The following is a 17,958-nucleotide window of genomic DNA, read 5'->3' on the forward strand; positions in this document are numbered from 1 at the left end:
ATTGGTCTACACCTAACATATGAAATTATAGAAGAATCTGTTTGATAAAACAAATGATAATCATGAAAATGCCACAAAAAATTTGTGGCATTTTCATTGACATAATCTTTTTTCAACAAAGTGAAAAAGAGACAAATACGTATTTGTCTCTTTTTGTATTGTGATCAAATTGAATGAAATGAACCTCCAATCTATTCAATTAATTTGTTCCAATCTCACTTTTTTCACATATAAATAAAAGAAGCTAGTTTGATCCCGCATTAACGGGCAGTAATACCCCCACCTCTAAGCTTGAGTGAATCACAAAGAGGCGAAGGTGGGGGATAACTGCCCGTAAAAACCCGATAAGTCTCGCTATCCATCAGTGGGGATAAGGAAAACCCCCACTGATGGAAGTCTCGCTTTATAAAAAGTTAAAATTGTAAGGAAAACTTCCATAATAGTTGAAGTAAATAATAATATATGTTAAATTATTCTGAATATTTCAAAAGGGAGGATTACCATGCGACGAGTGATGGTCATGGATGTTTTTACCCATCCAATTGCACAAAAGTATTTAAATCGTTCCGGTGTTTCACATGCGATTAGTGTTGCCGAGTATGCTGTGCAGCTCGCCATTAAGCATGACGTAAATCCGGATCTCGCGGCCAAGGCTGGTTTACTTCATGATATTGGCCACTATGAATGGTATACAAATGGTAAATGGGATTATGAGCAATATGTGAAAAATGATATCCATGCAATAAAGGGCGCAGAGCGTGCACATAAACTGTTAATTCGACTAGGTGAAGACCGGCAATATGCAAAGGAAATTGCATTAGCCATTCTACTTCATACGGATTCCTATCTACCTGAAAACTCGATAAAGAAATCATCGCTACAGCAAATTATCCGTTTGGCTGACGAAATGGATGAAGAGCCGTTCGGTAAGCATCATTATCGAAAAATAAATCGCGAAGATGCGATGAAGAAAATAGCGAAACTTGATCAAGAAGTTGAACGACTAATTAGAGAATATCGTAAAACTGTCTAAAATGTAGAAATTAGTGATAATTGTGTAGTTAGGAAACAGGCTTGCAGTGAGGCCTGTTTTTTGTGTTATAGCGCAGCTATAAAATTCTTGTACTATGGCTAGGCGCATGGCATCCAGCTCCAGCGCCTAGCGACACATGAATTGAAGGTAAAGTACACCTTCTATTCATGCGCGTCTTATGCCTGCCTTAGGCTGATCAAGGCGCTTGCGCTTTTGTTCATGAAAAAACAATAAATTTCCTGTATTGCGGATGTATACTACTGCATCAAAATCCGAAGTTACGGTCCGTCTCAACTGTGGCAATTTTGTGTCAAGGGTGAAAAAGGAACGTGACGAAATAACCATAACGTTTGACTGTATGGTTGCAGGAAGTTATCATAAAGATAATCTTGTTATGAGGTGATAAGGTGGAGGGTTTGGTGTATAAAATCGGTGAATTGGCAAAAAAAGCGGATGTTTCTAAGCGAACGATCGATTATTACACGCAAATTGGGCTACTTCACGTAGAAGCCACTTCTGCTTCAAACTATCGTTTGTATTCTGAGCAATCGATTGAGGACATTCGTTTTATTGAGTTGTGTAAAGAAATGAAAATGAGTTTGCGCGAAATTAAAGAGCGGATCGAATTGAAACGTTCAAGTAAGAAAATTTCACAAGAACAGGAAATATGTCTAAGCCAAGCAAAAATATTGGCAACACATATGATGCAGCTTGAACTTGAAATTAATGAGCTATTGCCAATTTTTGATCGATTAAACAATGATTTGCAAGAGAAAGTTTCAACTCACATCAATGTACAAAGTAGAGCTCTTATGCAATCTCTATCGGTTCTTTTGAAGTGAAAGCCAAAACTATTCATGATGAAAGAGAAGTACATCAGTATGATGCATCTAAAACAAAGTAATTGATCGTTTATTCTAGTCGAGGAGTGATTAAAATGGGGTACATTATCTATTTTATTTTAATAATGATAGTACCAATACTTGTGCAAGTGTATTTGAAAAAAACGTATGCTAAATTTTTAAAGGTTCCTGCTTCGTCAGGCTTAACTGGTGCAGAAGCTACTAGAAAAGTTCTCGATGAAAATGGATTATACAATGTCGCAGTTGAAGAAGTACGAGGAACATTATCTGACCATTATGATCCAAGATCCAAAACTGTCCGCTTATCTAGTGATAATTACTATGGAACTTCAATTGCATCTATTTCTGTAGGGATACATGAAGTTGGCCATGCTGTGCAAGATAAAGTGAACTATGGACCGTTAAGATTGAGACATTCATTAGTCCCAGTTGCAAATATTGGTTCCAATATGTCTTTCATCGTTATTTTAGCTGGTATGTTACTTGCGTCGGCGAACCTAATCCTTTTAGGTATCGTTTTAATGGCAGCGGCCGTTTTATTTCAAATTGTCACACTACCTGTTGAATTTAATGCTTCATCAAGAGCATTAAAAGTAATGGTCGGTTCAGGTATTATTAGGAATAATGAAGAATCAGGTGCCAGGAAAGTACTTAACGCTGCTGCATTAACGTATGTTGCGGGGACACTTGTAGCTGTAGCAGAGCTTCTTCGCTTTGTTTTGATGTTTATCGGAATGCGTAACGAAGAAGATTAATATCGTTAATCAAAAGAAGCTAATCAACTAGAAATAGAGGGTTAGCTTCTTTTTCTCATTATTCGAGCGAACCTGGCTTCAGAATACTCAGATTTAGCTTAAGTGGATTGGTAAACTCTAGTCAAATCATGTACATTTTAATAGAAACTATCTACTTTTTGAAACCATCATTCATCGTTATCCGTATACTTATATGGATGAGACTTGATCCCAGATTAACTTGCAGTAATACCCACGCTTATGAAAGTCTCATTTTATTCAGTTTTGACATCCTACATACATGTATTTCTGTCTATACTAGTTAAAAGAGAGAGAAAAAGAGGACCATATAAAACAGGAGGAATTGTGTTGAAATCAAAGACCCATTTTTGGACGTTACAGATTTTATTGGTGTTATTAATCTTTTATGTTGGGACGAAGGTTTCCTTTTTATTTGAACCGATTATCGTCTTTGCTTCAACATTATTTACACCGATTCTCATCGCAGGGATTTTATTTTTTATTTTTTCACCATTAGTTAAGTTGCTTGCGAAATGGAAAGTGCCAAGGACATTAGCAATATTAATTCCATACATCGTTTTTATCGGTGTTATTGCAGCTTTAATAGCTTTAATTGGTCCAATCTTGTCTGTACAGGTAACCGATTTAGTTAAGAACTTTCCTAAATATATAAATGGGTTAAATACATTTATTGTAAATGTGTATCAGACGCCTTGGTTTGAATGGTTAATGGAACAAGAATATGTAAAATTAGAACAAATTGAACAAACATTAACCGACTTTGCAAAAAGCTTACCTGAAAATATTACTTCTAGTATTTCGGCAGTATTAGGCGTTGTTACGAATATTACGTTAACAATTATTACTGTACCGTTTATTTTATTCTATATGTTAAAGGATGGTCATAAACTTCCATCTAAAGCTGTGCAAATCCTACCGACTACATATCGACATGAAGGGTTAAAGATTTTCCAAGATTTAAATGAAACACTTTCAGCCTATATTCAAGGCCAGTTAATTGTATCACTTTCCGTTGGATTAGGATGTTTTATCGGTTATTCAATTATTGGACTTGACTATGCATTAGTTCTTGGAATAGTTGTTGCAATAACGAACATCATTCCATATGTAGGGCCGTTTATCGGTGCAGCACCTGCTGTTGTTATTGCATTACTTGAGTCTCCAACGAAAGCATTATTAGCTGCAATCGTTGTGTTAATTGTCCAACAAATTGATGGGAATTTTTTGTCTCCACTAATCATTGGAAAACGACTTAATACACATCCATTAACGATTATTTTACTATTGATTGGTGCGGGTAGTTTCGGTGGAATCCTTGGAATGATCTTAGCTGTACCAACTTATGCTGTATTAAAAGCTGTCACATTAAATATTGTAAGATTAATTAAATTGAGAATGAAATATAACCAAGAACGAAAGGCTAATAAAGCGGAAATTTAGGCAGAACTCTTCTTGCTTGTTTTTCATATGATACATCATCACATATAAGTAGGAGACAGAAGGAGGAAGAATATGCCTGCCTTTGTTGGACCAGTTCAAGTAGAGGAGATATTAAGGAATGGTATATTTACTGTAGGAGATGCGTTTAGTTTATCTCCAAAGGGAACGAGCAAGGTTTCGTTTGGCTCAGGTTCAGCAAACACTGGTGATTTTGCTGAAATGCATAACCTCTTTAACATTACAAACTTTGATGATGTTGATTTAATTGATCAAGTAAATATGTTTAATAAGTAGGATGATAAGAAAAGCGCAAGCGCCTTGATCAGCCTCGGGCAAATAAGACGCTCTTGAATAGAAGGTGTTTTTTACCTTCAATTCAAGAGTGGCTTATGATCTCGAGGGGCTAGGCGCTGGAGCTGGACAATTCTCGAAGCCTAAACTTATAAATTCTGATATGATAAATAAGGGCTGATTTCAATTGCTCTGACTACCTAATAATTTATTGGGTAGTCAGAGCAATTGAAATCAGCCCTTTTAGTTGTGTCGCTTTTAGCAGTAACTATGAGTGAAGGTTTAAATCATCACGAATTAATGCTGATTATGAAAAGGATGAAAAAAGGTAGAACTTCTACTATAATGAAATCAGTTGCTGGTTGAAAGGATGAAATCAAATGAAAATAAGAAAAGCAAATGTCTATAACGGAAACGACCTTATTACAAACGTCTATCTATACGAAAATAAAAAGCAAGAATATAGTATGATTGCCATTCCAGAATTAGAATGGTCAACAACTGTCCAGTATGAGGAAGATAGAGAAATGTTAAAGTCTCGTCTTATTCAATCTTTATCAAAAAGAGCAAGCGCAAACACTTCAGATGAGTTAGCGGGAAAAATGATTCACTGGGTTGGAGAAATGTAATTCAGAAAATAGGAGGTCTTCGATTTAGCTACTTAAGTGGGAAGAACGAGCGCTAGTCAACCTATTATCTATACGAAAAAGAGGCTATGAATGAAATCATTTAGCCTCGTCGTTTAAGTCTAAAAATTGTTCTACATGACCGATATACTCATCTCTAGGATAGCTTGCATATAAATTTGAAGCGAGTCTTACTGGGTCTCCATAGAAATATCGCTCATATTGTGTTTGCCTAGTACCAAAGGCACTCATTGTTAGATCCCATGCAAGCCTGAAAATCTTGGTCTTTGTTATTGCATTACAGGCAGTGCCTTGCCAATATTGATCTAAATCTGATACTAAGGACGAATGAAAATCCTCTTCTGTCGGCAGGGCGACTAAACCGCCTGTGCCAATTAGTTGTAAGATTTCAACCATCCGTGGATAGAGCTTTGGAAATATATTAACAGCTACATATAATGAATGAGTATGTGGATTCATTGTTCCCCATTCATCTGTTTTGGCATGAAGCTCTGCCCGATCTAAAAGTGCTTTCATTGATTCCAATGCAATAATGACTTCACTTATTTTCTCTTGAATGTGCTGATATTCTGATAGATTCAACGTCGAAACCATTTTTTGTGCAAGCCCAAGAATAAATTCCGTTTTTGTTATTTGCCTAATCACGACTTGATGGAGAGTTTGAGGTGTGAAGCTGCATTTTGTAAAAAGCTTGTGGGCAATGTCTTGACGATGATAAAAAAACACACGCTCCCATGGAACTAATACGTTATCGAAAACAATCATTGTATCCATCTCATGAAAGCGAGATGAGAGTGGATAGTTAAATGTTGATGCTCCTTGATGATAGGATTCACGGCAAATAAACTTTAAGCCCTCTGAATCAGTTGGGACGCTAAAGCAAAAGGCATTCTCTTCATCTGTAACCTTTGACCCTGAAGGAAGAATTAAAACCTCATCAGTCATTCCACCTTGTGTAGCCAATAGTCTCGCCCCTTTTACAACGAGGCCATCGGAATTTTTTTTCACAATTTTTGTAGCGATAGGTTGAGGGGATAATTCGAGATAATTTGAAGAACGGTTAATTTGAGGACTAATAAAGCTATGAGTGAAAGAAAGATCTTGATCACGTGCAGTTTCATATAATTTTATTAGGTTCTTACTGAACTCTTCATCTTGGTCTTTGAGAATGCTTGCTGAAGCAGACAATGACATGATGACGGTATTCAAATAATCAGGTGTCCGCCCCATCATACCCGCCGTTTTAGTTGCCCATGTTTTGATCATATGTCTTCGAGACTCTAGATCTTCTTTTGTTTTAGGTTGTAAAAAAGAAAGGCCAACTGGTTCATTTGTTTTAGGAGATTTGTAAGTCATTTTTTCCTGAAGTTCTGGTTGTACCTGAATATCGTAAAGGGAGGCTTTTGTTAACATCGCGCCTTTATAAGCTGGGTGCTCTGATATTTTTCCAGTTATTCTCTCCCCTTTTATCCACACATTTGGTTGCATTTGATCGATGCGTGATAAGTATTCCGTCCCATTAATGGCTGGCATATTCTCACTCCTAATCAACGAATATGAAACACTATATGCATGGAAGTTTGTTTAAGTGAAAATGTTTATTCTACATGAAAGGGGAGCAATTCCTCTAAGCTTTTTGTACCTCAAAGAAGTAAAAGGACGGATAGCATTCTGAAAAAATTAAGGAACGGCTCAAGCTTTTTAAAAACTATGTAAAAAAATGGTGGAAACTTTTCGAAGGAATTTATATTCTGAATCATGAATAAAGATAGTAGTAATCAGATGTAGATTAATGTAAACGCTTACTTATTGTTTAAATACATGCACCGTGGAAAAAATAAAGATAGTATCTAATCTTGAGAGGTGTGGGTAATATGCACGAAGATAATTTTGTTAAAGGAATGCTTTGGGCAACATTATTAAGTGTACCATTATGGTTATCCTTTTTTGGATGGTTGAAGATAACATTTACGCTTTTAAAACATTTGTAACGAATATGTTTTAATCCTGATGATCGAGTAACAAAGATTGCTGACAGAGAAAAACTTCATTCCTCCCACATGATAAATTCAAATATTTCTCAAATATTAGGAGGCATTGTGAGAATTTTGTAGTAAAATGGGAGCAATAGAAGTAATTTGGATTGGTAGTTCTGGGGGTCAATGGATGGAAGTTTTCGTAGCGCGTCAACCTATCTTTAATCTAAAAGAAGAAGTAGTTGCATATGAGCTTTTATATAGAGGAGATAAAGAAAATACGTTTTCAAATATTGATGGAGATCGGGCGACGGCAGAAGTTATTATAAATAGTTTTATAAATATTGGAATGCAGGATTTATCGGAAGGGAAACAATGCTTTGTTAATTTTACAGAAAGCTTATTAAAGTCTAAAATGCTAACCTTTTTCAAGCCTGATTCTATTGTAGTTGAAATACTTGAGAATGTGGAAATTAATGAGGAATTAATAGAAATATGCAAGGAATTAAAGCAGTTAGGATACACAATTGCTCTAGATGATTTTAAAATACAGGAATCTTACTCACTCTTACCTTTTTTATTAAAATATGTTGATATTATTAAAGTTGATTTTTTAGAAACAAAAAAGGAAGAGCAAAAAAGAGTAGTTGAGAGATATCGGCCACATCAAATCGAATTATTAGCTGAGAAGGTGGAGACGAGAGAGGGATTTTTATTTGCGCGTGAGGCTGGGTATTCCTATTTTCAAGGATATTTCTTTAGTCGTCCACTTATTTTATCAAGCCACGATGTACCTACATATTCAAAAATGCATTACCAAATCTTAGCTGAGTTATCAAAAACAGAGCCCAATATTGAAATCATTGCATCTGAGATTGAACGTGATATTTCATTATCGTACAAATTGTTAAAATTAATAAATTCACCTGCCTTTGGGACAAGGAATAAAATTGAATCGATTAAACAAGCGATTATTCTACTTGGATTTGATGAAATAAGAAAGTGGATTTATGTACTTTCGGTGAAAAATATACAAAGGTCAAATGATCCTAAAATACAGGAAGTTATTAAAATGTCATTAATACGCGCAAAGCTTTGTGAACAAATAGCCCTTCAAACGGGGAGAATTCAGTCCGCCCCATATTTGTTGACTGGAATGTTCTCATTAATAGACACATTACTCCAGCGAAATTTAGTTGATGTCTTGAAAGACTTGCCACTGTCAGATGGCATCCAAGCAGCACTTCTTGGCAGTAAGAACGACCTTTATAAAGTTCTTTCATGGGCCCTTCAAATCGAACAGTCTGATTGGGAAGTGGAGGGTCTGTCTGTATCAAAGACAGATATTAATACTATCTATATAAAAGCAATTGAATGGGCGACTAGTTTGATAACTGATTATGGTGTTCGTGCTTAAGGAGAGGAAAATCTAGATGAAGTGCTAGTTAAATATGACATTTAACTAGCACTTTTTTCTTTTTCAGGATTACTTGCCTTGTTTTGGTTGCTTTTTGTATATCCAATACTAATTAGAATCACGACAACGATAAACTCAAAAGCATACTGTATCCATGCTTTTGCAAAAATTCCCATTAAAAAGGGTTCTTTTACAATCATTTTTGCTGCGGTCCAGGCGACTACTGCAGCGCCGACAAAAATAATAATTGGATATTTTTCCATAAACTTAATAATAATCGTACTACCCCAAACGACGACTGGAATCGAAATGAGTAACCCAATGAAAACTAAAACAAAGCTACCACCTGCAGCACCAGCTACAGCTAATACATTGTCGATCCCCATTGCGGTATCAGCTATGACGATTGTCCAAATGGCAGCCAAGAGGCTATTTCCAGATTTTACTTCATGTTGATCCTCTTCAGTCATTAATTTGTAGGCAATCCAAAGTAAAAGAAGCCCGCCAATTAAATGAAGACCAGGGATATTTAATAAATATACAACTAGCATGGTAGCGATTGCCCTAATAATAATCGCCCCTACCGTCCCAAAAATAATTGCCTTCTTTTGTTGATTCTTAGGGAGATTTCGAGCAGCAAGTCCAATGACAATCGCATTATCGCCAGCAAGAACGAGGTCAATTACAACGATTGACAGTAGTGTAGTAAAAAATTCAATAGAGAAAAAATCCATATCTTTTTCACCTCACTAATTCTATTTTTAGTTCAATTGACGAACAATAACCTAGAAAAATTTAACGTGTTTAAACAACGAAACTGTCCTTTTATTTCAACCAAATGGAATGAAGTGACAGGGATTAAGATTGAATGTTAAAGCATACTAGTTGTTAATAAATCTTGATTTTTGATAAAAGTCAATTACTGTTCGTTCATTCAAGCTAAACATTCACTGTAATAGGTTGTTTTCGCAAACTTTGTTGCTATTTTTCTATAGAGTGCTATCAACAGTGACTGATTTGGCTATTCTTTTTTAGATTTAGCATTTAACCCTATTAAAGGTGCCCGACATGTCTCAATTATTCCGGAAACGGTCACGTAACTCCATTAAAGATGATCCGTTAGGCTCTTCTACCCCATTGAAAAACAGCCTTTTAATAAAATTCATCTAATATTTACATAGATAAACAATAATTTTTGAGATAAAAAAGGAAAATTACTCCTTTCGTCGAAACTAGTAGTGAACTTTCTGTACTTTTCGAAAAATCCCTAGTCTCTATTAGTTAAATCGACAATTAAAGGAGGTTTTTATCTCTATGGAAGTGCAGCCAACGTTTTTTGAGTTAGATGATAAGATGGTTGCGGTTTTTTCGGTGTGGAAAGATAATTGCCAAATAAAAATGGAATGTTTGTTTTCAAAAACTGGAATTGAAGATTACACCATAGAGTATCAGGGATCAAAAGAAAAAAGGGCGGAAATGATTGAAATAGCAATTGTACAAGCACAAACTATTTTTGATAGAGATATTTTAACAGCATATGTATAAGAAAAGCGGAAGCGCCTTGGTCAGCCCCGACAAGCATAAGACGCTCTTGAATAGAAGGTGTTTTTTACCTTCAATTCAAGAGTGGCTTATGACCTCGAGGGGCTAGGCGCTGGAGCCAGACACCAAAACTACGTACAAAAAACTTATGCATTCTTATCTTTTGAAAAATCCGATTGACTCTTTATGATTTCTCTTTGCAAGAGCATTTAGAAAGCCTTAGGAGTCAATTTTTTTAATTTTATATTGAGCAACCCCCACTGCGAGATTGCGAATATCGAAAAATCTAATGATGAAAAAGGTAATCTTCTTTACGTATTTCTCGAAAATAGGTAAAAAGATGTATTTAAAATATTCTTTTTGGACTATTGCGTTCCGATTGCGGTATCACGCATTGAGTAATACGAATTATTTTCGGTGAAAAAAATGTTCAATTCGCTTAAAATTCTATTATAGAGAACAAAGCAAATTAGTGTACGTTGGCCATGCATATTCGCTTACCAACAAAAAAGGAGCGTGAAACGATGGATCAGCAAAAAATTGATGAATTGACTCAGCAGTTAATTGAACTGGAGCAAGAGTTAAAAGAAACGAAAGAATCATTACACCTAATAAATAAAAGTATAGATAAATATGATAAATATGCATTTTTAAACGTCTCTTGAATTTACCATCTGTATTAAAAACTTGGTGCGATTTGGCCAAGTTTTTTTGTTGTTTTCAATTACTTTTGTTATGGGAATCGGTAAAGATGTATTAGATTGAGAGGTATTATCTACTATTTTTACTACTAAAAAGCTTAGACATATAGTAAAATTAATCCAGAGAGGTGATTGTAATAGAAGTAGTAGAGATGCAATCAATGAAGTCGTATATGATACAGGCGATTACCTTGCAAATAAAGAATTCGGAGTTACAAAAGCTAGTACTTTCGTTTGTGAATGAAAAACCAAAGCTGAATTTTGGACAATTAACGATCGCTCATCACAAAGCGTTTGGTGGAAAAGACCCGGAAATTTTCCAACTAGCAGCAGCGATTGAACTATTAATTCTCTCATTTGACATATTTGATGATCTTGAAGACCTAGACAATATGCAAGAGCCTTGGATGCAAATTGATTCTTCGATAGCTTTAAATGCTGCAACAACCATTTATACACTAAGTCAACAAACTGTTTTAGCTCTTTCATCTCCGTTTAAGCATCAAATACAAACAGCCTTTTTGCAATACTCCATTCAAGCGATGGAGGGGCAGCACGATGATTTGAAAAATTCAATGAGTACAGAAGAAGAATGCTTAGACGTGATGAAACGTAAATCAGGTTCGCTTATGGCGCTGGCTTCAGTATGTGGAATGTTGTTAGCAAATGTGAATTACCCAGAAGTAGAAGCATATTCCTACCAATTCGGCATTGCTGCACAGACTGATAACGATTTCAGAGATTTATTCAATCTACAAAAGAGTGATGTTTCAACACAAAAAAAGTCATTAGCGCTCCTTTATTTACAAAAAGGGTATAATGCGCCAGCGCTTGAAATTTTGACGTTTTTTGAGAGTGGTGGAGATTTTAATGAGGAATTCGGTAGCATGGAAATCTATAAACAGAAATTACTAGATAGTGGTGTTACGAAATACCTTAATGTTTTGAAACAAATTGCCATAAATAAAGCAAAAAGACTGTTAGAAGGATTACCAATTGAATCACATCAAATCGAGTATTTAAAATCTCAATTGATTGTAAATAATAAACCAACTAATAAGGAGAGATAATTATGCAAGAAATAGTAAATTTTTTAATCGAGAATCCAGATGTGTTGGAAAAGGTTGTAAATGGACAAGCTAGCTTATTAGGTGTGGAATTAGATGATGTTTTGGGTTTGATTGAGGGGATTCTTGGTGCTGGGAAGTTATTGAATGCTTTTTGGGCGTAATATATTTGAAAGGTGTTTGTAATGCGTACTAACTTCAATAAAACTTACCAATTATTTGTAGTACTTAGTATTATTCTGTCTATATACATGACATTTTTGAATATCAAATATCCATATGTTGGTGCAACTGTACAAATAAATCATAAAGATGAAATAATAATAACAAATATAGAACCTAAATCATGGGCTGAAAAAATAGGCATTGAAATTGGTGATGTTCTTATTGAAGTTAATGATGCAGATCCACTTGAACATAGACCTGTTAAGGATCAAGGTGTAATTGAACAAGTTGAATCATTTACTCTCAGTAGAGAGGGGATTAACAAGGAATATTCAGTTTCAAACTCAGCGATTATTAATACACAAAGTTTACTAATAATTATTATTCCATTTACTGTTCTCACATTGTGTTTGTTCTGTAGCTTCTATATTTATAAATCTAACAAAGGTGTGAACTTAAAGTCTGCTAATTTACTTAATTTATTCTTACTAATTATTTCGATGGCATATATAAGTGCCACAGGTTCGTCTAAAGGAGACGAAATTAGCAGATATGTTAATTTATGTTTGTTTCTTTTAGTTCCAGTAAGCTATCTTCACTTTTTATATCAATATTTTAATGAACTTGGTAAAAAGTTATTTAATTTTAATTTTGTGAAATTTGGTTATTCATTAGTATTTTTTAATTTAGCTGCAGAAATTAGTCAAAAGATTCTATTGTATAACTTTAACTTTAATAGATTAATTAACCTGAGTTCATTCTTTATAATGCTTATTTTAACTTTTGTATTGAAATTTACAGGATTAAAAAAAATAAGGTATTCGGAACAATCATATTTAGTGAAGATTCTAATTGTGACTAATATTCTTGCATTTTCACCGTTTTTACTATTTTACGTTTTGCCTTATCTTATATTTCAAAAATATGTCTTTCCACCAACATTCTTAGCTGCATTTTTATTATTAATTCCTTTTTCTTTAGTTTATCAATTTTTAGCTACAAAAATATACGATATAGAATTTTTATTAGGTAGAATTAGGTATTACGCATTACTAGCAATTGTTCCAACTTTTGTTCTTGTAGGTATAATGCTTAATTTAAAAGAAAGTAATCCTAATTTTTATCAAATTAAACTCTCCATATTTGTTTATATTGCATTGCTTTTCGTATTTTATATGAAGGAAATATTTGATTTCCGCTTTCGACTCAAGAGGTTTTCAGAAAAATATAATTACCAAGACAGCATTTTTAAATATACACAAAGTATTAGTAAATCAAGTAACCTTGAGCAAGTCGTTTCTGAGTTAAAACAAGTAATTGTAGATGTTTTACTTGTAAGTAAAGCCTATTTTATTGAAGTCGATCGAGAGGAACATCTTACTTCCATTGACGTCAATGCAAAGGAATCAGATTACGGTCCATATGTAAAGCAAATAAGAAAAGCAACTAATGAAATAGGAAAAATTGTTGAGATTGATCGTGGTTTTGTGATAAACGTTGGTGAAACCGAAGATAAAAGCTATGTACTCCTTTGTTTATCGATATTAAATACGCCAAGACTTACTCGCGACGAAATATCATGGCTTAAAACTCTTTCATTTTATACAAATGTTTCGCTAGAAAACTTCTTAAAGATTGACGAGCTTATGCAGCATTTGCAAAGAGTAGAAACAGAGGGACAAAATCCCGGCTGGCTAAATAAGCTTTTGTTTTCCATAGAAGAAAAGCAACGATCTAATTTAGCTAAGGATCTTCATGATTCAGTGCTTCAAGATTTGGTGTCCTTAAAAAGACAGTGTGAAATTGCTTTAGTAGACGTTAATGTTGATTCAACTCAATTAAAAAAGCAACTGAGTGAAATGAGTAGCAGCATGACAAAAATAATTAAAACAACACGTGAGACATGTCAGGAGCTACGTCCGCAATTGCTTTATGATTTAGGTTTAGTTAAAGCGTTAAACAAGCTTGTCTTGCAATATCAAGATATTGTTGATTTTGATATCCGTTTAAACACTGGCAATTTTATAGTGAATCTTGATATTGATACACAATTAAATATTTATCGAATTGTCCAGGAGCTATTAACAAATGCACAAAAACATTCTAAAGCATCCCAAGTGCTAATTATTCTTGTATGCATAAAGGATAAAATTGTTTTACATTATGAAGACAATGGTATTGGCTTTGATTACAGTGATCAAAATGATAAAACAGAAAGTATGGGACTTTCAGGAATTAGTGAACGTGTAAAAGCATTAAAAGGCTCGATTAACATTAATACGTCTATAGGTAATGGAGTTAAAATAGATGTTGAAATCTAAAAAGGTAAGACTTGGCTACTGCCAGGTCTTTTTAATAAGTTAATAATAGTAGAAAACAATAACAGTACTTCGATAAGATTAATTGATAAAGGGTGATAAAGTGTCAAAGGTAATTCACATTTTAGTTGTCGATGATCATCCAGCAGTAAGAGAAGGAACAAAAGCTATTTTAGCAGGCGAGCATGGAATTCGGGTTGATTGCTTGACTCCTCCTTATACGGTTGAAGCAATTGAACAATTTGATTTTACTCCCTATGATGTTATTCTAATGGATTTAAACTTAGGTGAAATCAATGGGATGGAGCTTTCAAAATCGATTATAAGTCACAAGCATTCTTGTAAGGTTATTTTATATACGGGATATGATGTGGAGGATTATTTTGAGGCAGCACTTCAACTTGGCATTCATGGTGCAATAAGTAAGACCGAATCCAAAAATAAGCTCTTAACCTATATTCGCCATGCCATTGATGGTGACATTGTCGTATCATATCAATATTTTAAAGAATTGCTTTGTTTTAAACAATCAAAGATCAAGTCTACTGAATCAAGTAACGAAGTATTTAATGAGCGGGAAAAAGTGATATTACAAGAGGTTGAAAAGGGATTAACCAATCAAGAAATTGCTGACAAGCTTCACTTAAGCAAGAGGTCGATAGAGTACAGTTTAACATCGATCTTTACTAAATTAAATGTTAGTAGCCGGACTGAAGCAGTACTAATTGCAAAAGCGGAGAGCATTATTGAATAAAATAGAGTTTGATCTAAGGAGTTGATGATATGTCAGCTTCTTTTTGTGTCGTTAAGGAAACAAAGAAGACAGGTGTGGAAAAAGTAAATTCCCCACTGATAGAAGTCTCGTTTTATATGCTATACTACCAAGTAATAAGGTAAGAAATGGAATCTCTTCTTTTGCTAAGTATAGGTTCTACGAATGTGATCTTATTGAAACGACCAATTCATAGTGGGGGTTAAAAAATGGATTATAATGTGAAAAATACGTTAATGGAGACTTTAGGTATTAATGTGGTATCTGTATCGAATGAAGGGGTAGTAGCGACAATGCCAGTTGATCATCGCACACATCAACCTTTCGGAATATTGCATGGGGGTGCTTCTGTAGCATTAGCAGAAACAGTTGCAAGTCTTGGAGCCTACTTTTTTATTGATCAAGAAACAGAAAATTGTGTAGGTTTAGAGATAAATGCCAATCATATTCGAGGGAAAAAATCGGGTGTTGTTACGGCGTATGCAAAACCTGCACATCGTGGCAAAACAACAATGGTATGGGAAGTAAAGATTGTTGATGAAGAAGATGAATTAATTTGTTTATCACGTTGTACAATAGCGATTTTAAAAAAGAAAAGGTAAGTTGAAACAAGTCTACTAATAATGTAATGGGGTGGGTTAGATGTGGAAACCATCCGAATAAAAGAACATTTAGAGGATGAAATCACAGCGGATTCATCCTTTTTCAATGATTTCTACTAATGAAATAATGATATGATAATTATTTTTTATATCTTTGACCCTTTTTTCGTATAGAAAACTAGTGTAAAAATGGAAAAAGATAAATATTTACGCGCGGACTACAATAACTTTTGCTAATGAATCTGTGTTATACTGATTTTATCAATATTAGAAGGGATGATGGGTGGACAATGATTAACTAATCTTATTTTTAAAATTTGAAATCACATATTTCAAATCAAACAAAATAGGATTAGTCTGCCCATTCTCTCTATATAAAATGAAATGCTATCAATGAAGATAGCAGGATATGAAAAGTATAAATTTTTTGACTTATTTTTCGTGTCCAGCGCAAGCGCCTAGCCCCTCGAGGTCATAAGCCACTCAGGAATTGAAGGCAAAGAACACCTACTATTCCTGAGCGTCTTATTTGCCCGAGGCTGAACAAGGCACTTTCGCTTTTCTTCATTATGTAACGGTACGACTAATCCTTCCAAATGAACTGGGAGGTTTTTTTTATTCTCCCTTTAAAGAGAGGGATTGATTATATGAAAGAACTATTAAAATTATTCAATATTTGCTTTGAAGTCATGGACCTTAACATTTTTGAAAATGTAAATGCTAGTGTTCAGCAAGGGGATATCATCGGTATCATTGGTAAAAATGGTGCAGGTAAATCTACGTTGTTACAATTAATTAACAAGACAAAAGTGCCGGCACAAGGCCAAATACAATGGCTGCAGCAAGACTTGAAGATGTATATGGTTGAACAAGAAACCGAGTCGCATTCATTTGAAGATAAGACGCCTTTAGAAGCTAAATTACTTGAAAAATGGCGTGTGCCAACCAATGACTTTGCACAATTAAGTGGTGGAGAAAAACTGAAAGCACGGCTTGCAAAAGGTCTTTCAAAAGATACAGATCTTTTACTATTAGATGAACCAACAAACCATCTCGATGAGCAAAGCTTAGAACTTCTTAAGAAACAAATTAAGGATTTTAAAGGTACCATTATTTTAGTCTCGCATGATCGTTATTTTTTAGATGCTGTTGCAACAAAAATATGGGCGATTGAAGGGAAGACGCTCATCGAACATAAAGGGAATTATTCTAGTTATATGGAAGTTCGTAAACAGAAAAGGCTTACCCAGAAACGTGAATATGAAAAACAGCAAAAAATGGTTAAACGGATTGAAGGTCAAATGAATGAGATCACTTCTTGGTCGAAAAAAGCCCATGCACAATCGACGAAAAAGGAAGGATTTAAAGAATACTATCGCGTGAAAGCAAAGCGTATGGATACACAAGTAAAATCAAAACAAAAGCGTCTTGAGAAAGAGCTTGAAAAAGTAAAAGTTGAACCTGTTGAGTCAGAATATAACGTACGCTTTTCAATTAAAGCAAATAATAAAGTAGGAAAACGATTTTTAGAAGTTAAGAATGTAACAAAGTCTTTTGAAGGACGAATACTATTTAAAAACGTCAATTTTACCATTCAGCATGGTGAGAGGGTGTCAATAATAGGTCCGAACGGTAGTGGAAAGACGACATTATTGAAAGTGATTGTTGGACAGGAATCTTTTGCGGGCGAGGTATGGATTTCACCATCTGTAAAAGTTGGCTATTTAACTCAAGAAGTGTTTGATTTACCACTCGAACAAACACCTGAACAGCTATTTTATAAAGAAACATTCGCGGCTAGAGGAAAAGTCCAAACATTAATGAAGCATTTAGGATTTACGATATCCCATTGGACAGAGCCCATTAGGAATATGAGCATGGGTGAGCGTATAAAGTGTAAGTTAATGGAGTATATATTAGAAGAAAAAGATGTGCTTATTTTAGATGAGCCAACGAATCATCTTGACTTAGCTTCACGTGAACAACTAGAAGATACTTTAGCACAATATAATGGAACGTTAATCGTCGTATCACATGATCGTTATTTTCTTGAAAAAACGACAAGTAGCAAATTAGTAATTTCGAATAATAGCATACAAAAGCAAGTGAATAAAATAGTCCCGAAAAGAGATAATCTGGAAGAATTGCGTTTAAAGCTTGAAACAGAAAGACAAGAGGTTTTAGGAAGGCTTAGCTATCTGACTCCAAATGATGAAACGTACAAAGAACTCGACAAGAAATTTATAGAGCTTACGAAACAAATAAATGAACTTTTGTGCTGAATGTATAGTTTTAGTTTTAGTTTTGTTCTAAATAGGGATTATGTTACGAACGATATTAACACAGAT

General features: G+C 34.4%; 17 protein-coding genes. 15 read left to right on the forward strand and 2 right to left on the reverse strand.

Going from position 1 to position 17,958, the window contains the following annotated elements:
- The first annotated feature begins 502 nt into the window (after positions 1–502).
- The 6 genes from K9V48_RS20970 (at position 503) to K9V48_RS20995 (ending at position 5,032) form a co-directional block, all read left to right on the forward strand.
- On the forward strand, positions 503–1,033 hold the full coding sequence (locus tag K9V48_RS20970) for an HD domain-containing protein (RefSeq protein ID WP_224141094.1): 531 nt from the start codon (positions 503–505) through the stop codon (positions 1,031–1,033).
- A gap of 419 nt (positions 1,034–1,452) precedes the next feature.
- Entirely contained in the window at positions 1,453–1,875 is a 423-nt protein-coding gene (locus K9V48_RS20975; protein WP_224141095.1) for a MerR family transcriptional regulator, read from the forward strand.
- 95 nt (positions 1,876–1,970) lie between these two features.
- On the forward strand, positions 1,971–2,651 hold the full coding sequence (locus tag K9V48_RS20980) for a zinc metallopeptidase (protein WP_224141096.1): 681 nt from the start codon (positions 1,971–1,973) through the stop codon (positions 2,649–2,651).
- A 345-nt stretch (positions 2,652–2,996) separates the two neighbouring features.
- Complete coding sequence (locus K9V48_RS20985; RefSeq protein ID WP_224141097.1) at positions 2,997–4,112, forward strand: AI-2E family transporter; 1,116 nt, start codon at positions 2,997–2,999, stop codon at positions 4,110–4,112.
- 72 nt (positions 4,113–4,184) lie between these two features.
- Positions 4,185–4,406, forward strand: a complete 222-nt coding sequence (locus tag K9V48_RS20990; protein ID WP_224141098.1) for a spore germination protein — start codon at positions 4,185–4,187, stop codon at positions 4,404–4,406.
- A gap of 377 nt (positions 4,407–4,783) precedes the next feature.
- Positions 4,784–5,032, forward strand: a complete 249-nt coding sequence (locus K9V48_RS20995; RefSeq protein ID WP_224141099.1) for a YueH family protein — start codon at positions 4,784–4,786, stop codon at positions 5,030–5,032.
- Positions 5,033–5,128: 96 nt separating this feature from the next.
- On the opposite strand, the gene hpaB is transcribed toward K9V48_RS20995, so the two are convergent.
- Complete coding sequence (gene hpaB / locus K9V48_RS21000) at positions 5,129–6,583, reverse strand: 4-hydroxyphenylacetate 3-monooxygenase, oxygenase component (RefSeq protein WP_224141100.1); 1,455 nt, start codon at positions 6,581–6,583, stop codon at positions 5,129–5,131.
- Between the two features lie 633 nt (positions 6,584–7,216).
- Here hpaB and K9V48_RS21005 point away from each other — a divergent pair.
- Positions 7,217–8,443 carry an EAL and HDOD domain-containing protein gene (locus K9V48_RS21005; RefSeq protein ID WP_224141101.1) on the forward strand — a complete coding sequence of 409 codons (1,227 nt, stop codon included), beginning with the start codon at positions 7,217–7,219 and terminating at the stop codon, positions 8,441–8,443.
- Between the two features lie 41 nt (positions 8,444–8,484).
- Here the strand turns inward: K9V48_RS21005 and K9V48_RS21010 are convergent, their stop codons facing one another.
- The gene (locus tag K9V48_RS21010; RefSeq protein ID WP_224141102.1) at positions 8,485–9,177 is read right to left on the reverse strand and encodes a TerC family protein; all 693 of its coding nucleotides are present in this window, start codon (positions 9,175–9,177) and stop codon (positions 8,485–8,487) included.
- 580 nt (positions 9,178–9,757) lie between these two features.
- Between K9V48_RS21010 and K9V48_RS21015 the strand changes: the two genes are divergently transcribed.
- The 8 genes from K9V48_RS21015 (at position 9,758) to abc-f (ending at position 17,892) form a co-directional block, all read left to right on the forward strand.
- Positions 9,758–9,988 (forward strand): hypothetical protein, encoded by a 231-nt coding sequence (locus K9V48_RS21015; protein WP_224141103.1) that lies wholly within the window; start codon positions 9,758–9,760, stop codon positions 9,986–9,988.
- A gap of 521 nt (positions 9,989–10,509) precedes the next feature.
- Positions 10,510–10,650, forward strand: coding sequence for a DegQ family regulator (locus K9V48_RS21020; RefSeq protein ID WP_111616957.1), 141 nt, complete (start codon positions 10,510–10,512; stop codon positions 10,648–10,650).
- Positions 10,651–10,847: 197 nt separating this feature from the next.
- Positions 10,848–11,756 carry a polyprenyl synthetase family protein gene (locus K9V48_RS21025; protein WP_224141104.1) on the forward strand — a complete coding sequence of 303 codons (909 nt, stop codon included), beginning with the start codon at positions 10,848–10,850 and terminating at the stop codon, positions 11,754–11,756.
- A gap of 2 nt (positions 11,757–11,758) precedes the next feature.
- Complete coding sequence (gene comX / locus K9V48_RS21030) at positions 11,759–11,917, forward strand: competence pheromone ComX (RefSeq protein ID WP_224141105.1); 159 nt, start codon at positions 11,759–11,761, stop codon at positions 11,915–11,917.
- Positions 11,918–11,938: 21 nt separating this feature from the next.
- Entirely contained in the window at positions 11,939–14,239 is a 2,301-nt protein-coding gene (locus tag K9V48_RS21035) for a histidine kinase (protein WP_224141106.1), read from the forward strand.
- A 100-nt stretch (positions 14,240–14,339) separates the two neighbouring features.
- A complete protein-coding gene (locus K9V48_RS21040) occupies positions 14,340–14,990 on the forward strand; it encodes a response regulator transcription factor (protein ID WP_224141107.1) in 651 nt (216 codons plus the stop codon).
- Positions 14,991–15,217: 227 nt separating this feature from the next.
- A complete protein-coding gene (locus K9V48_RS21045) occupies positions 15,218–15,610 on the forward strand; it encodes a hotdog fold thioesterase (protein ID WP_224141108.1) in 393 nt (130 codons plus the stop codon).
- A 647-nt stretch (positions 15,611–16,257) separates the two neighbouring features.
- Positions 16,258–17,892, forward strand: coding sequence for a ribosomal protection-like ABC-F family protein (abc-f, locus tag K9V48_RS21050; protein ID WP_224141109.1), 1,635 nt, complete (start codon positions 16,258–16,260; stop codon positions 17,890–17,892).
- Positions 17,893–17,958: the final 66 nt, after the last annotated feature.

The sequence above is a fragment of the Metabacillus rhizolycopersici genome (assembly GCF_020075705.1).